Source organism: Synechococcus sp. BIOS-U3-1, from assembly GCF_014279975.1.
Taxonomy (GTDB): Bacteria; Cyanobacteriota; Cyanobacteriia; order PCC-6307; family Cyanobiaceae; genus Synechococcus_C.
The window spans coordinates 1061481-1082653 of sequence record NZ_CP047936.1; the positions used below are offsets into that span (position 1 = coordinate 1061481).

28 protein-coding genes are annotated in these 21173 nt (G+C 52.3%); 11 read left to right on the plus strand and 17 right to left on the minus strand.

The features are described 5' to 3' along the window. Positions 1–38 precede the first annotated feature (38 nt). The 10 genes from SynBIOSU31_RS05480 to nrdJ form a co-directional block, all read right to left on the minus strand. Positions 39–590, minus strand: coding sequence for a hypothetical protein (locus SynBIOSU31_RS05480; RefSeq protein WP_186492447.1), 552 nt, complete (start codon positions 588–590; stop codon positions 39–41). Then, entirely contained in the window at positions 566–757 is a 192-nt protein-coding gene (locus SynBIOSU31_RS05485) for a hypothetical protein (RefSeq protein WP_186492448.1), read from the minus strand. The genes SynBIOSU31_RS05480 and SynBIOSU31_RS05485 overlap by 25 nt, the downstream gene beginning before the upstream one ends. Positions 758–793: 36 nt before the next feature. Next, positions 794–1543 (minus strand): hypothetical protein, encoded by a 750-nt coding sequence (locus SynBIOSU31_RS05490; RefSeq protein WP_186492449.1) that lies wholly within the window; start codon positions 1541–1543, stop codon positions 794–796. A gap of 191 nt (positions 1544–1734) precedes the next feature. After that, positions 1735–2421, minus strand: coding sequence for a hypothetical protein (locus SynBIOSU31_RS05495; protein ID WP_186492450.1), 687 nt, complete (start codon positions 2419–2421; stop codon positions 1735–1737). Positions 2422–2544: 123 nt separating this feature from the next. Then, positions 2545–2793, minus strand: coding sequence for a hypothetical protein (locus SynBIOSU31_RS05500; protein ID WP_186493199.1), 249 nt, complete (start codon positions 2791–2793; stop codon positions 2545–2547). Between the two features lie 155 nt (positions 2794–2948). After that, positions 2949–3992 carry an AAA family ATPase gene (locus tag SynBIOSU31_RS05505; RefSeq protein ID WP_255477432.1) on the minus strand — a complete coding sequence of 348 codons (1044 nt, stop codon included), beginning with the start codon at positions 3990–3992 and terminating at the stop codon, positions 2949–2951. Further along, complete coding sequence (locus tag SynBIOSU31_RS05510; RefSeq protein ID WP_186492452.1) at positions 3989–4579, minus strand: hypothetical protein; 591 nt, start codon at positions 4577–4579, stop codon at positions 3989–3991. Before SynBIOSU31_RS05510 ends, SynBIOSU31_RS05505 begins: the two co-directional genes overlap by 4 nt. Positions 4580–4655: 76 nt before the next feature. After that, positions 4656–4958, minus strand: coding sequence for a helix-turn-helix transcriptional regulator (locus SynBIOSU31_RS05515; RefSeq protein ID WP_186492453.1), 303 nt, complete (start codon positions 4956–4958; stop codon positions 4656–4658). 8 nt (positions 4959–4966) lie between these two features. Next, positions 4967–5263 (minus strand): hypothetical protein, encoded by a 297-nt coding sequence (locus SynBIOSU31_RS05520; protein ID WP_186492454.1) that lies wholly within the window; start codon positions 5261–5263, stop codon positions 4967–4969. 392 nt (positions 5264–5655) lie between these two features. Further along, positions 5656–7992: a ribonucleoside-triphosphate reductase, adenosylcobalamin-dependent gene (gene nrdJ / locus SynBIOSU31_RS05525; RefSeq protein ID WP_186492455.1), complete on the minus strand. Its 2337-nt coding sequence runs from the start codon at positions 7990–7992 to the stop codon at positions 5656–5658. Between the two features lie 202 nt (positions 7993–8194). On the opposite strand from nrdJ, the gene SynBIOSU31_RS05530 reads away from it, so the two are divergent. The 4 genes from SynBIOSU31_RS05530 (at position 8195) to SynBIOSU31_RS05545 (ending at position 12060) form a co-directional block, all read left to right on the plus strand. Continuing rightward, a complete protein-coding gene (locus SynBIOSU31_RS05530) occupies positions 8195–8908 on the plus strand; it encodes a class I SAM-dependent methyltransferase (protein ID WP_186492456.1) in 714 nt (237 codons plus the stop codon). Continuing rightward, entirely contained in the window at positions 8905–10542 is a 1638-nt protein-coding gene (locus tag SynBIOSU31_RS05535; RefSeq protein WP_186492457.1) for a peptide chain release factor 3, read from the plus strand. Before SynBIOSU31_RS05530 ends, SynBIOSU31_RS05535 begins: the two co-directional genes overlap by 4 nt. 507 nt (positions 10543–11049) lie before the next feature. After that, positions 11050–11295, plus strand: coding sequence for a hypothetical protein (locus tag SynBIOSU31_RS05540; protein ID WP_186492458.1), 246 nt, complete (start codon positions 11050–11052; stop codon positions 11293–11295). Positions 11296–11370: 75 nt separating this feature from the next. Continuing rightward, positions 11371–12060 carry a CPP1-like family protein gene (locus tag SynBIOSU31_RS05545; RefSeq protein ID WP_186492459.1) on the plus strand — a complete coding sequence of 230 codons (690 nt, stop codon included), beginning with the start codon at positions 11371–11373 and terminating at the stop codon, positions 12058–12060. Here the strand turns inward: SynBIOSU31_RS05545 and hslO are convergent. After that, entirely contained in the window at positions 12049–12969 is a 921-nt protein-coding gene (hslO, locus tag SynBIOSU31_RS05550; RefSeq protein WP_186492460.1) for an Hsp33 family molecular chaperone HslO, read from the minus strand. The genes SynBIOSU31_RS05545 and hslO overlap by 12 nt on opposite strands. A 21-nt stretch (positions 12970–12990) precedes the next feature. Continuing rightward, positions 12991–13623, minus strand: coding sequence for an ABC transporter ATP-binding protein (locus SynBIOSU31_RS05555; protein ID WP_186492461.1), 633 nt, complete (start codon positions 13621–13623; stop codon positions 12991–12993). 92 nt (positions 13624–13715) lie between these two features. Here SynBIOSU31_RS05555 and SynBIOSU31_RS05560 point away from each other — a divergent pair, with 92 nt between their 5' ends. Further along, positions 13716–14165 (plus strand): DUF3531 family protein, encoded by a 450-nt coding sequence (locus SynBIOSU31_RS05560; protein WP_186492462.1) that lies wholly within the window; start codon positions 13716–13718, stop codon positions 14163–14165. An 8-nt stretch (positions 14166–14173) separates the two neighbouring features. Beyond that, a complete protein-coding gene (locus tag SynBIOSU31_RS05565; RefSeq protein WP_186492463.1) occupies positions 14174–14923 on the plus strand; it encodes a 16S rRNA (uracil(1498)-N(3))-methyltransferase in 750 nt (249 codons plus the stop codon). Here SynBIOSU31_RS05565 and SynBIOSU31_RS05570 read toward each other — a convergent pair. Together SynBIOSU31_RS05570 and SynBIOSU31_RS05575 are read right to left on the minus strand one after the other, a co-directional pair. Further along, positions 14913–15053 carry a hypothetical protein gene (locus SynBIOSU31_RS05570; protein WP_186492464.1) on the minus strand — a complete coding sequence of 47 codons (141 nt, stop codon included), beginning with the start codon at positions 15051–15053 and terminating at the stop codon, positions 14913–14915. The two genes, SynBIOSU31_RS05565 and SynBIOSU31_RS05570, sit on opposite strands and share 11 nt — an antisense overlap. A 154-nt stretch (positions 15054–15207) precedes the next feature. After that, the gene (locus SynBIOSU31_RS05575) at positions 15208–15630 is read right to left on the minus strand and encodes a hypothetical protein (protein WP_186492465.1); all 423 of its coding nucleotides are present in this window, start codon (positions 15628–15630) and stop codon (positions 15208–15210) included. An 84-nt stretch (positions 15631–15714) separates the two neighbouring features. Here SynBIOSU31_RS05575 and SynBIOSU31_RS05580 point away from each other — a divergent pair, with 84 nt between their 5' ends. The 5 genes from SynBIOSU31_RS05580 (at position 15715) to SynBIOSU31_RS05600 (ending at position 19364) form a co-directional block, all read left to right on the plus strand. Continuing rightward, a complete protein-coding gene (locus SynBIOSU31_RS05580; protein WP_255477382.1) occupies positions 15715–16482 on the plus strand; it encodes a DUF92 domain-containing protein in 768 nt (255 codons plus the stop codon). Between the two features lie 139 nt (positions 16483–16621). Beyond that, a complete protein-coding gene (locus SynBIOSU31_RS05585) occupies positions 16622–16777 on the plus strand; it encodes a hypothetical protein (protein WP_186492466.1) in 156 nt (51 codons plus the stop codon). 184 nt (positions 16778–16961) lie between these two features. Next, positions 16962–17309, plus strand: coding sequence for a hypothetical protein (locus SynBIOSU31_RS05590; RefSeq protein WP_186492467.1), 348 nt, complete (start codon positions 16962–16964; stop codon positions 17307–17309). A 290-nt stretch (positions 17310–17599) separates the two neighbouring features. After that, positions 17600–18520, plus strand: a complete 921-nt coding sequence (locus SynBIOSU31_RS05595; RefSeq protein WP_186492468.1) for an outer membrane protein — start codon at positions 17600–17602, stop codon at positions 18518–18520. A 529-nt stretch (positions 18521–19049) separates the two neighbouring features. After that, positions 19050–19364 carry a DUF1311 domain-containing protein gene (locus SynBIOSU31_RS05600; protein WP_186492469.1) on the plus strand — a complete coding sequence of 105 codons (315 nt, stop codon included), beginning with the start codon at positions 19050–19052 and terminating at the stop codon, positions 19362–19364. Between the two features lie 107 nt (positions 19365–19471). Here the strand turns inward: SynBIOSU31_RS05600 and SynBIOSU31_RS05605 are convergent, their stop codons facing one another. From SynBIOSU31_RS05605 to SynBIOSU31_RS05615, 3 genes are all read right to left on the minus strand, one after another. Continuing rightward, a complete protein-coding gene (locus SynBIOSU31_RS05605) occupies positions 19472–20098 on the minus strand; it encodes a tetratricopeptide repeat protein (protein ID WP_186492470.1) in 627 nt (208 codons plus the stop codon). 107 nt (positions 20099–20205) lie between these two features. Beyond that, a complete protein-coding gene (locus SynBIOSU31_RS05610; protein ID WP_186492471.1) occupies positions 20206–20403 on the minus strand; it encodes a hypothetical protein in 198 nt (65 codons plus the stop codon). A gap of 188 nt (positions 20404–20591) precedes the next feature. Further along, on the minus strand, positions 20592–21128 hold the full coding sequence (locus SynBIOSU31_RS05615; RefSeq protein ID WP_186492472.1) for a hypothetical protein: 537 nt from the start codon (positions 21126–21128) through the stop codon (positions 20592–20594). Positions 21129–21173: the final 45 nt, after the last annotated feature.

Here is a 21173-nt window from a genome sequence, read left to right on the forward strand (position 1 = left end):
CCTAAGGCATCAGGCTTCCCGACAAAATAAGTTAATTATTAGACAAAAAGGCTTTCATATCCACCAGCATCGAGCATTTTCTCTCCACTAAAGGCTTCTAGCTCAAGAGCCTGCGTTTCAAGATCAAGATGTGAATATCCGTTAGCAACGCTCACTTCTGCACAAGAGGTAACAGGGAGCCCTAATGCTTCAGCATCGGAGTTCCAGATTCCAGCCATTTGATCCTGAAGCACGTGAATAAACTCGTGCTCCATAGTTTCAATGAGTTGAATATTGCAATCCAATGCGGCTCCTCCCAGAGTTAACGTATTGCTGTCGAGGTCATAAGTGCCATAAGCACCTTCAAGACCAGGGTCAAGAACAACATCTACACCTTTATCCCAGCATGATCGAATATATCCCTCCATTGCATCAACACCTTGAGGTGACATACCTCTTGCCTGAAGATCCCAAAGGAAGTTCTGAAGATCATAGGAGCCGACTAATGTAGTAGATGTCATGTTGGTAATTTCCTCCGTGAAATAAGTGTGATAGAAAGAATGCGTTGTGATGAATCCTTGATACTTCATTTTTTCTGAAAGTGATCCCATACATACAAACCAGCCAGCGATCCCATTGCAGTACAGGCCAATACAGGGGTGCTAATGATGGCACCGCTTGCAGCAACACCTAAGAAAAGAGCTGTTTTGGCATTTCGTTTTACAGCAGCAGTACGAAGAGACTGATTAATGCGTTGCATTGGAGTTGTTTGAGTCATGATCTTGAAGAATTGGGTAATAAAATAAAGGTAAAGTCAAAAGTCGCTATGAAGCGGGACTTGGGTTCTGAATGCAAGAATATTTTCCCCACCAATCTCCAACTCAATAGGTTCATATCCGTTCGTGACAGCTGCTTCTACAAGCTCTGGTTCTCGTTGTGATGCTTGCTCATCCCGAAGTCGCCGAGTTGACTCGACCTGAAGAGTACCGTCGAGGGTGGGGTACAGCTGACTTTCAAGAATCTGCACGTCCTGAGCCTCGAAACTCCTCTCAACAACTTCACGAGACTGCTTATTTGTAAAACCAGGGCATACGTCGCCAGCTACAGACAGTGGAACGAGAAACTCGCCACGAGGGCCTACGTGATGGGTAAATGCAAGTGCTTGATCATCAGCAAAAATCAGCACTCGACTCTTTGGTGCACCAAGTCTTCGAAGGATGTCCACAGGTGAACCATCAGCAATCATCCAATAGCTATTAATCTCTTTAAGGAATTGAATATCCTTTTCGGAGAACTTGTTATGAGCAATATTGGCAATATTTCCAAAAGTAAAAGCTGTGAATAAATCGCCAAAGTTAAGACCATCTCCAGCACCAAGCAGAAGCCCTACAGCAGCACCTGCGATTTTCCAGCCAAGACGTTCTTGCTCAATTCTCTTTTGCTCTTTAGCAGCAATTGACTGGATAACAATCTGAGTCTGAAATGAACGATAGTCTTTGAAGTCTCCCATCAGCATGCTGAATTGATTCAGCTGCGGACGTGCAATTGTGGTTGAAAGAGTCATTGTTATCAAATTGTGGGGTCATCCCCCTTGACTCTTTTATGATCATTCAAATAAGGAGCAATTCCATCACCCATTCAGGTGAATGCATCTATCAGCTCGCCCCCCAAAAGGGGGAAACTGTTACGCACAAAAAAGCCCCGCATACACGGGGCCTTGCCTGATAAGCAATCACGCATTTTCTTTGTTTGGAATCAGTTTGACATTGGAGTGAAATTAGGGAATGTAGTCACAGCTCCACCATCTGCCGTGATTACACAATCGCCATTCGGGAGGTTCCTGAAGCGAGCATAAGTGCGCTCCATATTTCCGTTGCCATTCTTAGAGAAGATCTCTGCGCTCCCATTAGCCCAGAAAACATATGTTGCATCGACTCCGTCTCCCCAGCGGACGTCATAAGTCTTATGGCCATTTACGTTATTTCTGCTTGAAATACTGACTCTAAGCAATTCGGCTCTTCCGGTCCGGCCCGACTTAAATCTTGCTTGACCGTATGGAATAGGGCCAACATCATACGAATAAGAGGAATTACTCCCATATCCGGACGAATTATTCACACCGTTGGCCACCAAGCTTCCAACACCAACAGCGCCAACAAGTGAACAAAGTATCACGATTCCAATTAACGGATTTTGATTGTTTTTGGACAATGCCTGAGTCTGAGAAGCTGGGGAAGGGGAGAGCGATTGATAGGAAGGAGATTTTCCTACATTCTGACTAACAGATTTAGATGAAGCCGCTTTTGAATGATTGCCTTTCACGGCTTTGGCAATGGGATCAGAAGTAACTTTGACTTCTTGGCGATTAGCCGCTTTTTGCCTCTCTCCAACTCCCATAGTTCCTGCAGAAGAGAGAGCACCTAAAAGACTGTTATTTCTCATTTGATCAATGGATTGAAAGGCTCTCGCCTCGGACAATCACACCATCACCGAGTTGGTCATCAATTCCATCACCCATGAGTGGGAAAGAATCCGCCGCGTCCTCACCCAATCGAGCCAACAGTGTCAGTGACGAGCAGGTGACAGCCCACAAAGCTTGTCGAGTTGAGCGACTGCGCCAACGACTGCACCTGGGTTGTTTTGGGATAAGCCCAGACGAGCGCTCTCCATCAACAAATGAATCGCTTGAGCGACAAGGTCACTGCGTTGGACATTCGCTTTATCGATGTCCTCCCTGATCAGCGCATATGCCTGCTGAACAGTCCTTTGTCCGGTCCTGCGGCTAACCCCCTTGGTCTCCGCCAGGTACGCCACCACTGCTGTGCCGCATGTTCTAGGCAGTTGCTGATGCTGGCGACTGGAGTGATGACATCTCTTCTGATCAACCAGCTGCAGAAAATTGCAGCTTCAGCTTTGGTAAGCCTCACCATCACGAGGCCTCCTGACGTGAGCACCATGCCGGATTATCTTCATCGCCCATCTACGGAACTGTCGTCGAGAGGGGGGGTGTGCGTGACACAGGGAAAATCATCAAGGCCGTAGACGAATGACGGCCTACCGCGCTTTGCCTTGCCATTTAGGGATTGGTTGTGCCGTTGCAGCAAGCCCTGATCAAGAAGATCGCAGCAGCAAATCCGGGTCCATTCAGGGTCGCTTTTTAAGGCCGTGGCAATCGCCGTAGTGGTGTTGAAGCCATGCTGTTTGAGGTAACTGATGATCCGACCGGACAGCTTCTCCCGTTCCGCGGGAAGCTGTTGATTTTGAGCCTCGGCAAGCCACCAGCTGAAGCTTTCAGCATCACGTTGCAACCACCAGGTTGTTCCAACTTGGATGTTTCGCTTGCCGAGGGCATGCAGCGAAAACTTGTCGCCAAGATTTGTCAAACCCCAGCAGTCTTGAACCGCGGCACAGATCGTATAGATACCACTGATGTCAGCCCATTCGATTGCTTTGCGTTGACGCCTTCCGCCGTTGCCGTCCTTAGGCGGTTTATTGAGGTGGGCAGTCATGAAAACCAAGACGCCAGCGTTAACGGCAGCGTCGTTTAACTCGTACAAGAGCTGGACAATCCCTTGATCAAGGGTGCCCCGTTCTGCAGTGCACAGGACTGTGGTTAGGGAGTCAACGCCAATAGCGACGTACTTCTTAGAGGTGACCAATTTGGTGAGATCTTCAATGGTCAACGTTTCCTGTGGGTACAAAACGTCCCACTGCACCTTGAGGTCTTGCCTGGTGTACTTGGACTCTGCAAACTCTTCAGGCTCATCACCCTGAATCAGCAATACGTTGCCCTGGGTGACCTTGAAAGCATCAAGAAAGTCAGTGCCTTCTTGGATGGCTTCAGTCAGCAGATTCATCAGTGTGGTTTTGCCGGTCCCGTGTTCGGCGGCCAGCAAAACGATTCCACTGACGGCAAAGTCAAATACCCGCCAGATTTTTCCTGTGTTGCGCACACCCCTATCTGATGGGCGTTTGATCTGGTCTTCAAAGGGTATGTAGTCGTATTCGCTCATGACAGCCACCCGTTGAGTTCTGGACAGCCAAGATCGTTTTTGCGGAAGCAATCAACGTCATGGCGTTGGTAACGCAAGGTCTTCAGCTTGTGCTGCACAGCGATGACATACCGGCGGTGTTTGGCGTTTTCCCTGGCGGCATCAACTAACAGCGGCAACAGCTGTTCGCCTTTGTATTCCGCCTTGTAGATCGCCTTGAAGTAGTGGCGCAGCTCATCAGGACTGCACATTTCAAATTCAGTGCATGACATTGCCTCGCGCCATTCAGCGATGAACTGGGGAAGCAGCCTTCGCCACCTAGTACTGACGTGACGTTTTGGTCTCTGCAGATGGCATCGGCGATGATCTGCTGGCGGCCATGGCTTGAAAAGCTTGCAAGCTCCGGTGTGACCGCAAGCGGTGCGATGCAGAAACCACGTCTGGCCATGCCAATTGAACTGAGACGGCAGCGGGCTGTTATGGCAAAACAACGTTGTGTCGTTAAAGCGGCAGTCGCCATCTTTTGTGCGACCACAACCTGGGCAAGCGTTGCGCTTGCCAGAGGGGGTGAATTTTGTCTTCCCACCCCAGTTGAGGGTGGAAGTCATCACTCCTCCAACGCAGTGAAGGTCTCGCCGACCGGGTTGCCATCGGCATCCTTGTTCCGGGTGGGGAGGTTGATGGTCATGACTGCACCTCACCAATAAAGATCCGTTCGGCGGCTTTTTTCGCAGCTTGGCCTTTCAGTCGGATGACATGACTATCGCCACGCTTGACCCTGCGGATTAACTCCTCAGGGAACCGTCCTTTCTGCACCCAGTTAGCGATGGTCCTGGCAGAGCGACCAACGTGCTGTCCAACTTCAGCTGTAGAAAACCACTGCCTAGAGCTTGGGGTTTCACTGCCTGCCTGCTCACGCAGGTCGTGCACAAGGCCCAGCAGAAGATCAACCTTCGCCTCAAGCGAAGTCTTGGATTCTGTTTTCATCTTCGACCTCAGTTAGCGAGGACGTAAGAAGTGCCGAACAGCTCTGTGTCGCTGTATGGCGGCTCACCAGCTTGAAGCTCGGAAACGTAGACATCACGTTTGGCGAGAATCTGTTTCTGGCTCAAACCGATGTAGCCACGATCCCTCAATCCTTGGCGAAGGTCATGACCTTTGTACTGCTCAAGAGGGTTGGCCTCTTTTTCGTTGCAGATCAACCGTTGCAGGTAGGCGTTCCACTGCGCATCACAGTGGCGAAGCATTTCTGCGACACCACCTAGAGGGACTTTGTGTCCCTTGTGCTTCATGTAAGGCTGTTCGTACGCGGGACTGTATTTGTCCCTGCGTCTGTTTCTTGACTTGGAGCTGGACATGCGAATCCTCCGCAAATAGATGGATTCCGCGTCAGCCCCAGCCGCCCCTTTCTGGACGACCTAGTCCTGGGTGAATTCAGATTACGCGAATTTTCTCGTTAAGCAAGGAAGCCTCCGGAGGAAACCCGAACAGATCTCCTTAACGGTCCAAAAGGGGTCCAAGGGCTTCTCGGAAACCCTCAAACCCCTTGTAAAACTTGCACTCATGGTCGGCTTTCAAGACCAGAGCCATAAACCACTCGACCACCTCTCCTCGTTGCGTGACATCGATGACGTCCGCTGGATCAGTTTAAAGGAGTCACCACGCGATGACTCCTGACTGTGGTTCAGTTGTTGGGCTTCGCCAGAGGCAAGAGACATTTATCTGAATCACATCCAGCCGGGCCGGCTTCGCTGATCTCGCCCATGTCGTAACGCTGCAGTGCTTCAAAGAAATCAGCACTCACACGCCGCTGAATGACGTCAGATTGCATCCGCTCATAGGTCGCGAGATCGATTGGTTCGAATGGCAGGCGCGGGAAGGTGGCGTTGGCATCGAACCGGGCCAGCAAGGCAGCTGAGATGTAGCCCTCACCCCGATCGATGGTGCCGTGTAGTGCATCGACAAGATCGTCGATTTCATGCTCACGGAATTCGATCGTCGCTGATGTGTTGTGAGCTGTGTAATGGCTCTGCACCTGCATGTAGAAGTCAAACTGGGCCATAGCAGAGAAGGAGTTGATATCCACCGCATCTGCTCCAGGCAAGTTCGCCCAACTCACTTCGGTCGGAATTTCCACCAACCATTCCGTGCAACGGGGATCAAACGGATCATCGAGCAATCGACCCTGCTCGTCTTTGTCGGACTGGGATGGCACCACGGTATAGCCGTAGTCCATGCAGGCCATCGCCACAGGATCGTTTTTACCAAAGGTGATGCGACGGATGAAACGCTGCGCTTTGGGAGGGTGCCAACCGGGAGCAGCACCGGTGAGCAGACTCTTTGTCCCGGCAGGTTGAACCGTGGTGCAGCGATTGGGGCGACGGAGACCGTGACGGTCGCAGTAATCCCAAACCGCTTCATTCACTGTTGCTTTCCAGCGGCTGAGATACTCCGCTTCCTGGCGCTTGAATTCGCGGCCTTCTTCGGTGTCTGGACGACCGGCTTCCCACCATTTCAGCCAAGGAGTTCCGAAGGCGTGCACAAAGAAATCGAACAGGCCTGTGAAGCTCACTCCGACGATGGGATCCCAAGCACGGCTTTGGCGGTAGCGCTCCACTTCAAATTCATGGTTCAGAAGGCAAGCCACCGATAAGGCACCGGCTCTGAAAGCGTCTCGTTGCCCCTCATCATCGCTTGGGTCGATCTGGTTGAGATGAACTTCAGCGAGGTTGCAGTGGAAGTCAGCCCCGAGAATCTCACCACAGGGATTGAGCCCATAGCGACCGAGTCGATGTTCGAGTTCGTCAGCAGCGATCGGTCCGTGATTCAGATTCAGCCAGCGACCGGCCTCTTCTTTGCCTTGATCGCAATAGATGTCGATGAACTCCCGACGCAGTTCAGGGGTGGAGAGCAGATCGGCGTTGGATCGAGCAATCGCTTCAGGTGCGAACTGGATCGCTCCTTCACCGCTGTGGAACTGTCGGGTGACCGCCTCCAGCAGCACCTCACGACTGGGACGGGTGTGATACACCCGGGTGTGGTTGGCCATGCGCAAGGCGTCACGCTCGGGATCAATCCGCCAGTTGCCATCAGCATCCTGCTGCCAGAGGTTGTCTTTGGCTCCCGCTGCGCTGGTGTCGTTGGAAGCGAACTGACGCATCCCTGCGCTGCGTCTGATATTGCCGGCCACGATTGTGACGGCAGCCTCATCAATCAGCAGGCAGCATTCGATGGATGTCAGTCTTCGTCCAACGGCTTTGCCTAGAAGGCGGGCCACACGTCCGTAGAGATCCTTCAGCTTGACCGGGTTGGCCATACCTCCAAACCCTTTGAGAGTTTCGCCGACAGGGCGAACATCCGAGAGGTCCACATCAACCTTCACCGTGCGCCCTGCAAAACGCTCGTCGCTGCTGAGGTTGAGCAGCAACTGATAACTATCGACCCAACCGCGACGAGTATCGCCCACGCGGATTGAAACTCTGTCGCCATCGATGGTGAAGCTGGTGGAGTCCTGACGCTCATCAGCAGGTGTCGCACCGATGTCGGTGACCTTGGTGACCTCAATCGGATTGATGACTACCGGCAGTCGATCGATCAGGTGGGGCTCGATGATGGCGCCTGTGCCGCAACCCATCATCGCCAGGTCCATCATCAGACCGAACGCTTCCCAGTCCACAAGATTGGTGGAGGTGCAGTTGTAAGAGCCGGAGAAATTCTCCTGCCGTTCAATCCAAGGGGTGCCTCCGATCCACAGCCAACGCCCTGAAGGCAAAGCTTTCTTGTCGGCCTGCATCCGTGCCAAGAGCGACACCTCTTCGTCGGTGAGCTGACCGAGCTTCTGCAAGCCACCGAGGTTTCGGGATCCGACTTCACCCCAACTCTCTCTTCCGGTGGTCCGGCGTCGGCTGTAGGTCCGATAAAAAACGGGATTAGCTGCGGGAGCTGTGGCGGGGAAGTCGCCATTGCTGGACAAAGTTTCGGCAATGTCCTTGGTGTCACTGCGGCTTGGAGACAGGGTCACGTTGTCAGGCGGGTCAGTGCGAGCACCCTAACGCCAGTAATGGGGGTAGCAAGTGGTTGGTGGCACTATCTGCAGTGTCGCTGCTCAAAAGGGGTGAGGGACTGCCACCATTTCAAGCAGTCACCGTGACTAGGCCGATGGATCGCATTGAAATTCCATTCCCCACACAGCCTTTGCGGCTGATTGCCAATAAATCGATCCGATGATTCTGCGCATTCCTGAGCCTGAAGTGATGAATGACCCGCTGCAGGTGGATGCCTATGCAGCAGCTGATTTCAGTGGAACTGATCAGGCGATGGTCGAGCGGATCTCCATGTTGCTTCAGACATCGGGTGCGTCTTTCGCTGCACAAGCTCGTTTGCTGGATCTCGGTTGTGGACCAGGAAACATCACCGCTCGTCTTGCCAAGCGGTGGCCTAGCTGTTCGGTGCTCGGGCTCGATGCGGCCGACCGAATGATCGCTGTGGCGAACAATCGCCGCCGTGCAGCTGGTTTGTCCCAAGAGCGTCTCCGATATGGGCAGGCTCTGCTGCCAATTCATCGAGCAGATCAACCGGCGGACCTAATTGTTAGTAACAGCTTGCTGCATCATCTCCATGATCCTCAGCAGCTTTGGTCATCGCTGATTCCACTGGCATCGCCCCGCTGCTTAGTGGTGCATCGCGACCTTCGGCGTCCAGACAGCGCAGCAAGCATCGATCGACTTTGTCAGTCCCATGTCGCCGATGCTCCATCGGTGCTTCAGCGGGATTATCGGGCTTCACTGCATGCCTCCTTCACGGTGGAGGAGGTCAAATCGCAGTTGCAGCATGCTGGTCTGGGGAACTTACAGGTGACTGCCGTTGAAGATCGCTACTTGGAGGTGAGTGGCTGGATCACGGGCTGTCAGGCTGGATTCGATCAATGCAAGCCATGAGTACCGATTCAGCACTTCAGGACGGACGTGAGCTGCTGGATGCGGTGGCGCGACGCCGCAATTTTGCGATTATTTCCCACCCTGACGCGGGTAAAACCACGCTCACTGAGAAATTGCTGCTCTACGGGGGCGCTATTCAGCAGGCTGGTGCGGTGAAAGCTCGCGGTGAGCAGCGCAAGGTCACCTCCGATTGGATGGAGATTGAGAAGCAACGGGGTATTTCGATCACCTCCACCGTTCTTCAGTTTGATTACACGGGTAACACCATCAATCTGCTGGATACGCCCGGCCACCAAGACTTTTCAGAAGACACCTATCGGACCCTGGCAGCAGCGGATAACGCCGTGATGCTTGAAGACGCGGCCAAGGGACTTGAGCCGCAGACCCGCAAGCTGTTTGAGGTTTGCCGCATGCGTGAAATTCCAATCTTCACGTTCATCAACAAGATGGATCGGCCGGGTCGGGAACCTCTCGCACTGCTTGATGAAATCGAATCGGAACTAGAACTGACTCCTTGGGCCGTGAACTGGCCGATCGGCAGTGGCGAACAGTTTCGTGGGGTGATTGACCGCCGTTCCCATGAAGTGATTTTGTTCAGTCGTGCTGAACGCGGGCGCCAATCGGAAGAGCGCCATCTTTCTTTGGATGATCCTGAGCTTAAAGCGCTTGTGGAACCCGAGCTGCTCGAACAGGCGATTGAGGAGATGGAGCTGCTGGACGCTGCAGGCGCTGAACTTGACCTGGAGCTGGTGCATGCCGGCGAGCTGACACCTGTGTTCTTTGGCTCGGCGATGACCAATTTCGGTGTGCGCCCCTTTCTCAATGCGTTTCTGGAGATGGCTCAGAAGCCTGTGGCGCGTCAGGGGCAAGACGGTCCTGTGGACCCTTTGCGGCCTGACTTCAGTGGTTTTGTGTTCAAACTGCAGGCCAATATGGATCCTCGTCATAGGGATCGTGTCGCATTTGTACGCGTCTGCAGCGGACGTTTTGAAAAAGACATGACAGTTCGGCATGCCCGTACGGGAAAAGCTATTCGTTTGTCACGCCCGCAGAAACTATTCGGGCAGGATCGTGAGGTTGTAGAAGATGCATTCCCGGGCGATGTGATTGGACTCAACAATCCTGGGATGTTCTCGATCGGCGACACCCTTTACACCGGTACCAAGGTTGAGTACGAAGGGATTCCCTGTTTTAGTCCAGAAATATTCAGCTGGCTGCGTAATCCCAATCCCTCAGCATTCAAGAATTTTCGTAAGGGAGTGAATGAATTACGTGAAGAGGGCGCAGTGCAGATTCTCTATGACAATGACGAAAGCAAAAGAGATCCGATCCTCGCTGCAGTCGGTCAGCTGCAACTTGAGGTTGTGCAGCATCGTCTTCAGAACGAATATGGGGTTGAGACCCGTTTGGAGCCTCTTGGATATCAAGTGGCTCGTTGGGTCACTGGTGGATGGCCCTCTTTGGAGAAAGTCGGTCGGATCTTCAATTGCAAAACCGTGAGGGATGCATGGAATCGACCGGTTCTGTTATTTAAGAATGACTGGAATCTGAATCAGCTGCATGAAGAGCATCCCGGTCTGGAGCTCAGTGCTGTGGCTCCTGTCGTGAGTGGAGTTGAGCCGATCAGTCTTTGATCGTGATACTTGTGTAATATTCCGTTCGTTATAAGTCCTCTAGTTGAAATTAGTTTGCCTCACTGAAATCAGAAAAACGATCCATTGGCGTTAAGAATTTTTTGTACGGCAGTTATGATTAAGGATTAATGCACTCAAAATGCCTGGCTTACACCTTTGGTAATTAGACCTTTGTGAGTCTGAACGGGAGGCCACTTATTTTGAAGATGCTCGTCGAGCGAGGATTGTTTCGCTGTTAAATCCAAAATGCAAAAGTGCAACTCAGAAGGACATTGATAACTACTTGTGGTTGCTATTTCAGGCCTGTTGAATTTCGGTTTTCGTTTTCCTCGTCTTTGTTTCCAGCGAATGCTGTGCTGTTCTTTGGGAGGCTGCTTGTGCGCTCGTTTCAGAGCAGTAGCGTGATCTGATGGGAATCGTTGTTGGCTTGAACTTCAATCCTTGCTGAAATGTTGAGATTCACTTGCAATTGGTTTTCAGTCACGGGCAGGCAACTCCATCGCCAGAATGTTGCCTCTGAAGCGGTCTGCTGTGGACACCCTCTGGCTGCACCGTCCTTGTGATGACGGTGGTACTGATTACATCTGTTTTCGTGATCATCGAGATCACGTCGAGGTTTTGGAGGGATATCACCTGCCTCCCCAAATGCCTTTGATCAAGCACCGTCAGGTCTTGCTCAACGCCGATGTACCTAGGTTTCGGCACCGTTTCGAGCGTCAGCATGGATTTCGGCACGGTCCTCCACTGTTCTGAGCTGCTTCTAAATCTGAGGTTTCTGCTCGCTTGAGCGAGTCTCTCGATAATCTCTAGAGAGATTTCTGTATCTCAATGGCTGCAGGACTGGATCCAAGTTCGGATTCGAATTCCAAGGATCCCTATTCCTTGCTTGGCGTCAATCCTGGCGATGGATTCGAAGATGTTCAAAAAGCTAGAGATCGGGTTGTTGCATCCTGCGGTGATGATGCTGTAGCCCGAGCTCGTGTAGAGGCCGCTTATGACGCGGTCTTGATGGCGCGTCTTCGTGACCGTCAGTCGGGTCGCCTTAGCTCGGCAGCCGCTTCTGCTTCACAGGTTGAGCGCCAACAGGTTTCTGCTGGAGTTCCTACTACTGGTAATGGTCCTGCAGCGTTGTTGACACGTCTGCGTGGCATGTCACTACCGGCGCCATCATTTAGCGGCGCCGGTTTGATGCCTGATCTGCAATTAGTGCAGGGTCAGGGTCTTCTTGTGCGCTCCATCGCGGGGGCGTTGGCGTTGCTGCTTTTGTTGCTGGCACCTCAAACTGTTGATCTGCTTCTGGCCCTGTCAACGATCGCTGTGTTCATCAGCCAGGTCAAGCGAGGCCGTCGGCCCTTGGGCTCTCTTGGCTGGACGCTTCTGATTCTGGTTGTGGGTCTGGCTCTGGGTGCATTGCTCGGTGCCGCAACTGTTCAGACGGGTCTGCCGCTTGGTGTCGAGCAGTGGCAGGCTTTGCCCGCCTTGCTGATGTTGCTTGCTGGAGCTCTTTTACTCGCTTGATTGGGTCATGTCGTCAATCAGGATTTGAAGTTCTGATTCATTGAATCGATAAATCTCGCTGCAGAAGTGACAGGTGAGCTCTGCTCCCTTGTCTTCTTTCAGCATGGACTGCAGTTCGTCTTTGCCCAGCAAGGTGAGAGCACCCAGGCTTCGTTCACGGCTGCAGAAACAGTGGAATTGCACCGTCTGAGTCGGTTCGCTCCGTGGGATGGGCTGAGGATCGAGATCGGGAAAAACATCCCGGAGCAACTGTTCAGGATGATCGCCGCAGTTGTGCAACGTCTGGCTGAAATGATCAATCTCGCGGCACCTCTCCTCAAGCAGAGCGACCAATGCTGGCTCTTCTGCAGCCTTGGGCAGAACCTGAACCAGTAGCCCTCCGCTGCTTTGCAATCCTTCGCTGTTGATCGTTTCACCTACAAACACCGCTGAGGGCGTCTGTTCGGAGTGGAGCAGATAGGAGGCGACATCGTCGCCGATACCTCCGCTGACCAGCTCAACTGTGCTGCTAAACGGTTCCCCTTTGCCGTCGTCCCGCACCACATGCAGATAACCGGTTCCTGCTGCCGAACTGAAGTCAAAACTGGCGTGCCCTTCGGAATCGCGGATTGGGTCGAGTTCAAGCGAGGGGTTGCCAACAAATCCACGCACGCTTCCGTCTCGGCCTGCATCAACTGTCAGGCCTCTGAGAGGGCCGTCTGATCCCAGCCGAAGATTCACGCGCCCATGCCGCACTTTCATGGAACTGGCCAGTAGTAGGCCAGCACCCATCGCTCTGCCGAGCATCACAGTGGTGAGGTATGAGAGTCCATGTCGTGATTGGGCAGCACGCGAGGTTTCGCCGGTGGTCACCGCCACAAGCCTGATTCCTCCGCCTGCTGCGGTGGCCCGGACCAGCCGATCAGCCATGGCTCTTCAATAACCCAGGCGTCATGGTGACAGAGCATGCAGCCGCCCATTGCGCAGGCGCAGGTGCTCGCAGCTCCATCCTTGGAACAGCTCCGGCTCATGGGTGACCACGATCAATAAACGGTCCTTGCTCAGCCGGTCAAGCAGTTCGAGCACTTCGGCACGCACCGACCAGTCGAGTCCTGCGGTGGGTTCATCGAGTAGCAGCACATCCGGCTTGCGCAGCAGCTGAACCGCTAAGGCGAGACGCCGCTGCTGTCCGCCGCTGAGTCGCTCTGGAGCTTGACGTCCATTCACTCCGCTGAGTCCGACCTTTCGAAGCGCTGAAATCATCTCTTCGCTGCTCAACCGCCGATGGCCCAGCTTCAGTTCCTGGTTGACGCTCAAGCCCAGAAAATGTCGTTCTGGAAACTGAAACACCACTCCGCAAAGCCAGCGTCGTTGGCGCTGATTAAGCAGCTGATCGTTCCAGCGGATGCTGCCGGAGCTAGCACCGGCCATCCCGCTAATCACTTCTAGGAGACTGGTTTTTCCACTGCCGCTGTCGCCAGAAATGAGCAGTGGGCTCCCGGGATCGGCCTTCAGCTGAATGCTGTTTAACACCAACCGCTCGGCGGTTGCAGGTCTGTAGTCGATATCGATGAGTTCCAGCATTCCGATCGAATGCCCCGGTCTGGGCTGCCTTGGCTCTCCAGCATGGTCGATTGGTCCTTCGCCGGCGATGATGACGAGGTCAGCAGTGGGTCATGCGCGTTCGCTTCCGGGAGGTTGATCCCTTCAATTGCTGGGTCTGGTTGCGATTCAGCGAGATTCCCAGTCAGGGAGAACAGAATTATGTGGATGGCATCTTTGACAGTTGGTACGTATTGGGACGTCTTGGTGGTTTCAATGCCGAGAGTCTGCAGGTGCACGAGGAAGGCGATCAGCTCAGCTGGATGAATTACGAGGCCGAGGAGGCCACGGGGGTGATGCCAGCCCTGATGCACAACATGGGTCAGATGGAGTACCAGCAGGAATGGGCCCGTTGCTGGATTGATCTGGGCACCAGTGATGGGATTGCTCTTGATGTTCTGATCAATGCACTGCGCCAACTTGATTCCGATGTAGTTCAGATCGAGGAACTGCTGATCGGTGGTGTGAATGATGACTGGCCGGTCGAGGACCATCCCGACAGTGTTTTTCCCAACATGGGTTGATTGTTGTCGTGGCGGAACGACGTCGTCTATTGATTGATTCCGCCAGGTTGCAGTGTGCGGATGACCATCGTCGTTTTGGTCTTGAAGATCATGAATCCCGCTACCTGCGCAAAGTTCTGCGTCTGAAGCACGGTGCTCAGTTGGATGTCATTGACGGCTGCGGCAACCTTTGGCTCGCTCGTCTGCTGGAGGGACAACAACTCGAGTTGTGTACAGAGATCACGGCGCCCAGTCAGACCGTGATCCCCCCACTGCCGAAACTTAGTTTGGCCATTGCGCTGATCCGTCGAGGCATGGATGACGTGATGCGGATGGCGTGTGAGTTGGGTGTGGACAGGCTGCAACCGCTTAATTGTCGACGTTCCGTTCCACAGGCTGAGCATCGTCCGCAGCGTTGGAACTCGATCCTGCAGGAAGCCGTGGAACAGTGCGAGCGGCTCTGGGCTCCTGAACTTCACGCGGTGTGTTCCGCCGCACAGTGGTGGAACACACCTGATCCGCATGATTTGCGCCTGATCGCGGTCGCTCGTGAGCTGGAGAGTCCTCGACTCTCTGAACTGCTCGCTGCTCAGGCCTCAGTGGATCGATCTATCTGGCTTTCGATCGGACCCGAGGGGGGATGGAGCGATCAGGAACTTGCTGCGGCTCAAGCAGCAGGTTGGATCTTTGTTTCCCTCGGTGACACCATCCTGCGCAGCTCAACAGCCGCGGTGTCTGGAGTCAGCAGCATGAGCAACTGGCGCACACTCAAGTGCTGAGGCTTCGTCGCTTACAAGCATCCATGAAAGGTCTCCCTGTGACTCCCATGCGTTGCATCAGAGCGATCTGAACGGAGGAGGGGTTTTGAAGCGCAGCTCCCACTCCAGGATCTGACCGTCCTGAACTCATGACTGGTCTTGAACCCATCTGTCCGCACAGTTAACCGAGGCGGCTCGTGAATCACTGCAGGGGGATTTTGAATGGTCCTTGTCGGTTCTGGCAGAGGATGTGTCTCCTCTTTGCTGGTCATCGGGATCGTGCCCGACAGTGATCCCCCCAATGTTCAGCTTTTGAACAGATCGCTGGCCATGCTTCGGAATCCGGCCAGGTTGTTGCCGGGGCGGCGTTTGCCAGGACGAATCGAGTTCCCAGGCTGAAGGGCCTCTGGAGCAAAGGTGATCAGTTGAACCTCAGGCTTTGCGGCTTCTGCGGCGGCAAGCTCGGCGGCGATGGCTTCCGCTGTGGTTTGAGATAACTCAGCTTTGGGCTTGATTTCACTGCTCTCTGCTCTGGTGTCGGTTTGACGTTCAGCAGCAACTGCCACTGGAGCAGAGGTGATGTTTTCGACTGGAACAGAAGCAGCGGCGGGTTGTGATGCCTCAGGAGCGCTCTTGACCTTCACCTCATTGGGTTGAGGCGTGGCTTCTGCCGCTTTCGGTTCGGGGTCTCCCAGCTCAAGGAAGAAACCCTTTCTGTTCAGCACCATGCCTGAGCGGGGAAATCGACAAGGTGATTATCCGTGCCAAAGCTCCCTTCAGCGTTGATGCTTAGGGCAGTGCAACACAGCCTGATGTTTTCCTCGCCTCTTGAGCTTCCGTCTCAAACCGCTGCGCTGTGGCTCACCGCGCTGTTGCTCAATGCGATGTTGATCAGTTTGGCGCAGCGCTTTCCGCTGCTCACTCGGGCCGGTTGGTGTCATGCAGGCATTCTTGGCACGGTGCTCTGGGGCTCGCTGGCCTGGCGGGGATGGTTGGCTGTTGTGGCTTATCTCGTTCTCGGTTCGCTTGTGACCAAGCTGGGCTTTGCACGGAAGCAGGAGCTCGGTCTTGCCGAGGGGCGAGGCGGTCGTCGCGGTCCAGAAAATGTCTGGGGATCCGCCTTCACCGGTCTTGTGTTGGCTTTGCTGATTGCCGCTCACATCGGCTCGCCGACGTTGTTGCTGATTGGTTTTTCAGCCAGTTTTGCGGCCAAGCTGGCCGACACGTTCGGCAGTGAGATCGGCAAGCGCTGGGGGCGCAACACCCTGCTGATCACCAACCTGCGCCCTGTGCCTGCGGGTACGGAGGGTGCGGTGAGTGTGGAGGGCACTTTGGCCAGTGCCGTTGGCAGTCTGCTGATGACGATTGTGATGGCTCTGTTCGGATTGCTTCATTCCGGCGCTGCTTTCGCTCTTGTGCTGGTGGTGGGTTTCATCGCCACAGTGCTGGAAAGCTTGCTTGGAGCGCTGGGCCAGGATCGCTGGCCCTGGCTGAGCAACGAGTTGGTCAATGGTCTGCAGACCGCCTGGGCGGCAGGCCTGGCGATCATTTTCGCTTGGGTTCTGGGTATATCGGGCTGAAATTCAGCCCCGCTTTGGCGCGCAGGCTGTTGAGCGCTCCTTGTAGTGCTCTACGCAGCATGGGTTGGTCGATGTGTTCTTTGCATGCAATCTCCGTTAGGGACAGTCCGTCGATCCAGAAGGCACAGAGCCAGCGGCGATGGCTCGGATCCATGCTCTAGAGGCTGCAGCACTGATTTATGCCTGCGCACCACACGGAAGAGCAATGCTGACCCAGGCACAGAACCGACTGGAGACTCTTCAGCCTTTGAAGGTGTTGGAGTCTGTGGCCAGCGAGAGCTTCGAGCTGCTTTAGCTACTAAAAAAATTGCACCTAGCGAAGCGTGATTTATGCAGGATGGTGTCGGGATGCCAAGCAAGGAACGCCCACAAGTTGAACGGCAACCACCAAAGAACGGCGTGGGTTGGCCGGAGAACACTTGGCAGGGAGCGAAGAAGCAAGGCTGTTAGATTAAAGAGGATATTATTTAGTCAAAAATATGAAACTCTTTGCTTTCCTTGGCGCTTTATTTATTGCTATGCCATCGATGCGTTCTCAAACGATTGATGAAATGCAGCAGAGATGGTGGCAGCTTTGCAAAGATGACATGGATCTCTGTATTTATATGCAAGAAAAGAGTGCAATTAATGAAATGTGTGGAGCAATTGTTCTCGAAGAGTACGATGTGTTTAGCCTCAATATGCACATAAGAAGAAATCTGCTTTGGGCTCGCAATGGGGTTTCTCGACTTGCAGCGGAGAGCGCAAAGATGGAATGCGAACGTATGGGCGTTGAAGGCGTGAGGATAGAAAGCAGGGAAATAATTGAACAACTCAAGAAGAATTAATGATATTGCGGCTCTAGTCGTCATGAAGCCCAGCCGCAAAGGCGCGCAGCTTCACTAATGCCAATCCAACAGCTCATGCTCAGTGGGTGGTGGTTGAGATGAGACCGCTGCGGGGTGGTGGTCAGCCAGTCATCAGGCGGATGCTCAGGTACAACGCCATTGAGTAATGGGAAACGATGCAGAAGACAGGCGGTTGATAGCGTTGCCAGCCCAAGTCGTAAGGCTGAGATGGGCTTTAACTAGCACAACCTTGAATGAGACGGCATCATGGGGCGGCATGCTCCTCATCAATGTTTCGTCAGTTCTCGCTCGGCCTAGTTGGTTCAATGGTGGCAATTTGCTCTACATCAGTTTCGGCGGAAGAGGTCCATGAAATTCAGAAATCACCTCAATCCCCATCCTCTGAGGAATGGTCATTTCCTGAGACCAGTATTTTTCTAGGGATTGGATTGGGAACATCTATTGTGAGCTACGACACTCAATATCTATACAATTTAGGACTATCTAGAATCTATAAAAATGATGAGTTGGTGGCGATTGGTGGTGCTGATGGCCCTGCAATGCCAGACCCAACTTTCCCTGCATCAAAAAGCTTGGCACCCGCTGGTCAGATTGGCTTCTATTCAAGATATAAGGATTCGTTTTGGATATACGGCGCAAAAGCTACTTATTCATTCTTAAATTCATACAGCAATAGAGAGGTTCTTGCAATTCCTCAGTATGGAACTTCAACTGACCAAAGCACTAATAGCTTTGATGGTACTTCATACAACACCTACAGCATAGACGCTAAAAATCAATTTACATTTATGCCTTTTATAGGCAGAAAACATTCTAAAGGTTACTTCTATGCAGGGGCTGGCTTGGGATTGACTGACGTTCAAGTCAATGTTGATGATGTCGTAGGCTACGCACTTTTGAACGGAGTTGAAACTGACATATCAGGAGAAGCTCAAAATTTTTCAGATTCAAGACTTGGTTTTGGGGTTGCTTTGTCAGCTGGTGTTACATACTTTTTAAACGACTCTCTGTTTCTTGATTTGAATTACACCTACTCAAAGCCAAATGTTGCAGAGTTGAATATTGCTTCGCCATACAAGAATCCGGCAGAGGGGTCTAGCGATCTCGGTTTTGAAGGCACGCTAGTTGGCTCTGCAACAAGAGATATATCTACAAACACAATCCTCTTAACGCTTAATTGGGCGTTCTGAAAATAATTTTGAATATCCTCATGATTAATTATTCCAAAGCAAAATTCTGACTACCCTGCAGAGACCGTAAGCGCCTAAGCAGATGTCTCTCCGTAGATCCCATAAGGCGGCACTTGCTGCAACAGGAGTCATTGCTGGTTGGATATCACTCTCTGCAGTGAGCAATTTCACAGAGATACGACGACACGATGGACGAGTCGCTTACTTGTGCAGAGAAGGAGGAGGTGAAGTGGTTTGCAGAACAGCGAGTTGCGAATTCAAGTATTACTTCTTCGTTCCATTTATTAAACCCTTGAGAAACGAACAATTTATTTTCAACCCACAAATGTGGTGTATGAAATCAGTAATGGATGATATGAGCAAATAGGTGTGAGAGAGGCAGTGAGCGTGACCCCACCCATCGACGCAGGTAACCACACCTGATCGATCTCCCTCTCACACCACAACCGTAGAGACATAGATAAAAGCAGCAAACAAAGCATTCCAAGACAGATGACACCATGCTGTCCTTGAGCAAATTCTAGAAAAAATGAGAGAACTTCTGCTGCTGATGTTGCTGCCGCTGATGCCAGCGAAGGCAGAGCAACCCAACATCAAGTGCCCAGGGAACAACACCGTTGAGATGAGGTGGTGCGCCTCCAAGAGTTTGGATGAGTCCAAAGCAGCACTTGAGAAGAAACTCTCACCAGAGACCCTGAGGCAATGGCAAGAGGCAACCATGAAGGTCTGCTCTGCTGCCTATCGACCTTATTTGCAAGGCACGATTTACCCGCAACTGGTTGTTGGATGTGATGACCGACTCAACAGAGTTCTGCTGGAAGAATTCAAGGGTCTAGGGGAATGAAATTCTTTTTCGCCAACTCCTTCTGTCTCACATACTTCCTGCATTGAGGTGGATTCCACTTCTTGAGAAAGGTGGAGAACCTCATTGTGTGATTAGAAAACCAATCCCTAACACTGATTCTTCACCCATTCAGCAGGGCGTTCATCGCCAAGATCTACTGCTTTTCTCCAATCATCACATGCACCTTTAAGATCATTTACCATTTCTCTAGCGATACCACGGTTCTTGTAGGCAGCGGCAAGTTCTGGATTAATCTCTATTGCCTTATCGAAATCAGCAATTGCTGCTTGATAGTCTTTTAAATTGGTATTGGCATTGCCACGGTTGTTGTAGGCAGCGGCATACTGAGGATTAATCTCTATTGCCTTGGTGTAATCAGCAATTGCTCCTTGATAATCTTTTGAATCATACTTGGAAACACCACGATTAAGGAAGGCATTGGCAAAATCAGGATTGATCTTAATTGCCCTCGTGTAATCAGCAATTGCTCCTTGGAAATCTTGTAAATTTCTCTTTGCATCTCCACGGTAGTTGTAGAGTTCAGCACTTAGAGGATTAATTTCTATCGCCTTCGTGTAAGCAGTGAGTGCTCCTCGGTAATTTCCTGAGTTGTAACTTTCAACTCCTTGATGAATATATTGATTAAATAAAGGGTTCGCACGAACGACATCCGACGGCGACCCAAGAGCAAGCACAGACAGTGCTGCAGCAATGGCAGTAGTCCTGCGTGACATTCGTTTAGTGCTCTGCTGTGCTGTGAGCCTAGGTGTACCCCACAGATCAATGCAATAAAAAACCCCGCACTTGGCGGGGTTCGATGGTGTACCAATGGCTCTGTGAATTACCAAATCAACCATTTGCGGTTCTCCTGTACGGCTTTAGCAATCGTTAATCCCCGAAACAATGAGTCGATATGTGGGTTAGTGGGATAGTGGCGTGAAAAAGGACCTAAACCCCCATTAATTTCTTGAAGTTCATCAAAGCTCAGCTCTTGATCGAGCAGTTCAGTGTTGTTGTAGTCAGTGTTGAGTTCAGACATGATTTCAAGTGAGTTGAGTGAGTGATGTGTGGGGGTGTTGCCCCCTCGACTCCTTCAAGATCACAGCCCTATTGGTGAACCCCACTACACAGCTCTGGTGTAGACCCCAAGATGTTCTGGTGAGCTTCTGGTGAACCGCTCAGAAGTGAGTGCCCGACTGGGCTGACACCGTTTTTACCCGCCTGATTTCAGCCTGGATTCGTAAGTGATCCTGGGCAGTTGTATTGCTTCCAGAAAGCGCTGTAGTGCTCAATGTTGGATTTGAGGTCTTCCTTGATTTCAGCCTCAGACGCACCTGTCTTAATGCCAAACGTCGTTTCCCCTTTCGAAAGCAATTCTTGGGACCACTCGAACTGGTCTTTCACGGCATTGCATTCGAGCTTTTGCTGAAGCGCTTGCGGCAGGCATCCGCTGCCTAGAGCGGAGATTGCTCCGCAGCTAATAGCTGCTGTCAGCGTTCTTCGGTGCATGGCGATCAACAGTGGTCGGTCCTTGTTCGGCATCTGGACACGATGGCGAAACCGTCTGCCCACCAAGCACAAGACCGACTGCTCAAAAGGCAGTCGGTCGATCCCCAGAAAAACTGGATACAGCTCGCCTTCTGTATCCAGAAACGTCCATCTCAAGGTCACCCCCAAACGACCCCAGGCATTAAAAACCCAGTCATAGCCTCGAAAACCCTTGCTACGACTGGGCTGAAAATTGCCTTCTAAGCAGACGGTCATCAAGGTTTGCAAGCTGCTGCAGAAGCATGAAGGCCGATTGCGAGA

What these genes read in the sequence shown, in the direction of transcription:
- SynBIOSU31_RS05560 (WP_186492462.1), top strand. Translation starts at nt 13,716, where the DNA reads ATGCGCGTTCGCTTCCGGGAGGTTGATCCCTTCAATTGCTGGGTCTGG.
- SynBIOSU31_RS05590 (WP_186492467.1), top strand. Translation starts at nt 16,962, where the DNA reads ATGAAACTCTTTGCTTTCCTTGGCGCTTTATTTATTGCTATGCCATCG.
- SynBIOSU31_RS05615 (WP_186492472.1), bottom strand. Translation starts at nt 21,128, where the DNA reads ATGACCGTCTGCTTAGAAGGCAATTTTCAGCCCAGTCGTAGCAAGGGT.
- SynBIOSU31_RS05585 (WP_186492466.1), top strand. Translation starts at nt 16,622, where the DNA reads ATGGCTCGGATCCATGCTCTAGAGGCTGCAGCACTGATTTATGCCTGC.
- hslO (WP_186492460.1), bottom strand. Translation starts at nt 12,969, where the DNA reads ATGGCTGATCGGCTGGTCCGGGCCACCGCAGCAGGCGGAGGAATCAGG.
- SynBIOSU31_RS05610 (WP_186492471.1), bottom strand. Translation starts at nt 20,403, where the DNA reads ATGTCTGAACTCAACACTGACTACAACAACACTGAACTGCTCGATCAA.
- SynBIOSU31_RS05495 (WP_186492450.1), bottom strand. Translation starts at nt 2,421, where the DNA reads ATGAGAAATAACAGTCTTTTAGGTGCTCTCTCTTCTGCAGGAACTATG.
- SynBIOSU31_RS05515 (WP_186492453.1), bottom strand. Translation starts at nt 4,958, where the DNA reads ATGAAAACAGAATCCAAGACTTCGCTTGAGGCGAAGGTTGATCTTCTG.
- SynBIOSU31_RS05555 (WP_186492461.1), bottom strand. Translation starts at nt 13,623, where the DNA reads ATGCTGGAACTCATCGATATCGACTACAGACCTGCAACCGCCGAGCGG.
- SynBIOSU31_RS05595 (WP_186492468.1), top strand. Translation starts at nt 17,600, where the DNA reads ATGTTTCGTCAGTTCTCGCTCGGCCTAGTTGGTTCAATGGTGGCAATT.
- SynBIOSU31_RS05600 (WP_186492469.1), top strand. Translation starts at nt 19,050, where the DNA reads ATGAGAGAACTTCTGCTGCTGATGTTGCTGCCGCTGATGCCAGCGAAG.
- SynBIOSU31_RS05540 (WP_186492458.1), top strand. Translation starts at nt 11,050, where the DNA reads ATGTTGCCTCTGAAGCGGTCTGCTGTGGACACCCTCTGGCTGCACCGT.
- SynBIOSU31_RS05535 (WP_186492457.1), top strand. Translation starts at nt 8,905, where the DNA reads ATGAGTACCGATTCAGCACTTCAGGACGGACGTGAGCTGCTGGATGCG.
- SynBIOSU31_RS05605 (WP_186492470.1), bottom strand. Translation starts at nt 20,098, where the DNA reads ATGTCACGCAGGACTACTGCCATTGCTGCAGCACTGTCTGTGCTTGCT.
- SynBIOSU31_RS05510 (WP_186492452.1), bottom strand. Translation starts at nt 4,579, where the DNA reads ATGACTTCCACCCTCAACTGGGGTGGGAAGACAAAATTCACCCCCTCT.
- SynBIOSU31_RS05485 (WP_186492448.1), bottom strand. Translation starts at nt 757, where the DNA reads ATGACTCAAACAACTCCAATGCAACGCATTAATCAGTCTCTTCGTACT.
- SynBIOSU31_RS05530 (WP_186492456.1), top strand. Translation starts at nt 8,195, where the DNA reads ATGATTCTGCGCATTCCTGAGCCTGAAGTGATGAATGACCCGCTGCAG.
- SynBIOSU31_RS05520 (WP_186492454.1), bottom strand. Translation starts at nt 5,263, where the DNA reads ATGAAGCACAAGGGACACAAAGTCCCTCTAGGTGGTGTCGCAGAAATG.
- SynBIOSU31_RS05575 (WP_186492465.1), bottom strand. Translation starts at nt 15,630, where the DNA reads ATGGTGCTGAACAGAAAGGGTTTCTTCCTTGAGCTGGGAGACCCCGAA.
- SynBIOSU31_RS05570 (WP_186492464.1), bottom strand. Translation starts at nt 15,053, where the DNA reads ATGAGTTCAGGACGGTCAGATCCTGGAGTGGGAGCTGCGCTTCAAAAC.
- SynBIOSU31_RS05580 (WP_255477382.1), top strand. Translation starts at nt 15,715, where the DNA reads ATGTTTTCCTCGCCTCTTGAGCTTCCGTCTCAAACCGCTGCGCTGTGG.
- SynBIOSU31_RS05490 (WP_186492449.1), bottom strand. Translation starts at nt 1,543, where the DNA reads ATGACTCTTTCAACCACAATTGCACGTCCGCAGCTGAATCAATTCAGC.
- SynBIOSU31_RS05545 (WP_186492459.1), top strand. Translation starts at nt 11,371, where the DNA reads ATGGCTGCAGGACTGGATCCAAGTTCGGATTCGAATTCCAAGGATCCC.
- SynBIOSU31_RS05480 (WP_186492447.1), bottom strand. Translation starts at nt 590, where the DNA reads ATGGGATCACTTTCAGAAAAAATGAAGTATCAAGGATTCATCACAACG.
- SynBIOSU31_RS05505 (WP_255477432.1), bottom strand. Translation starts at nt 3,992, where the DNA reads ATGAGCGAATACGACTACATACCCTTTGAAGACCAGATCAAACGCCCA.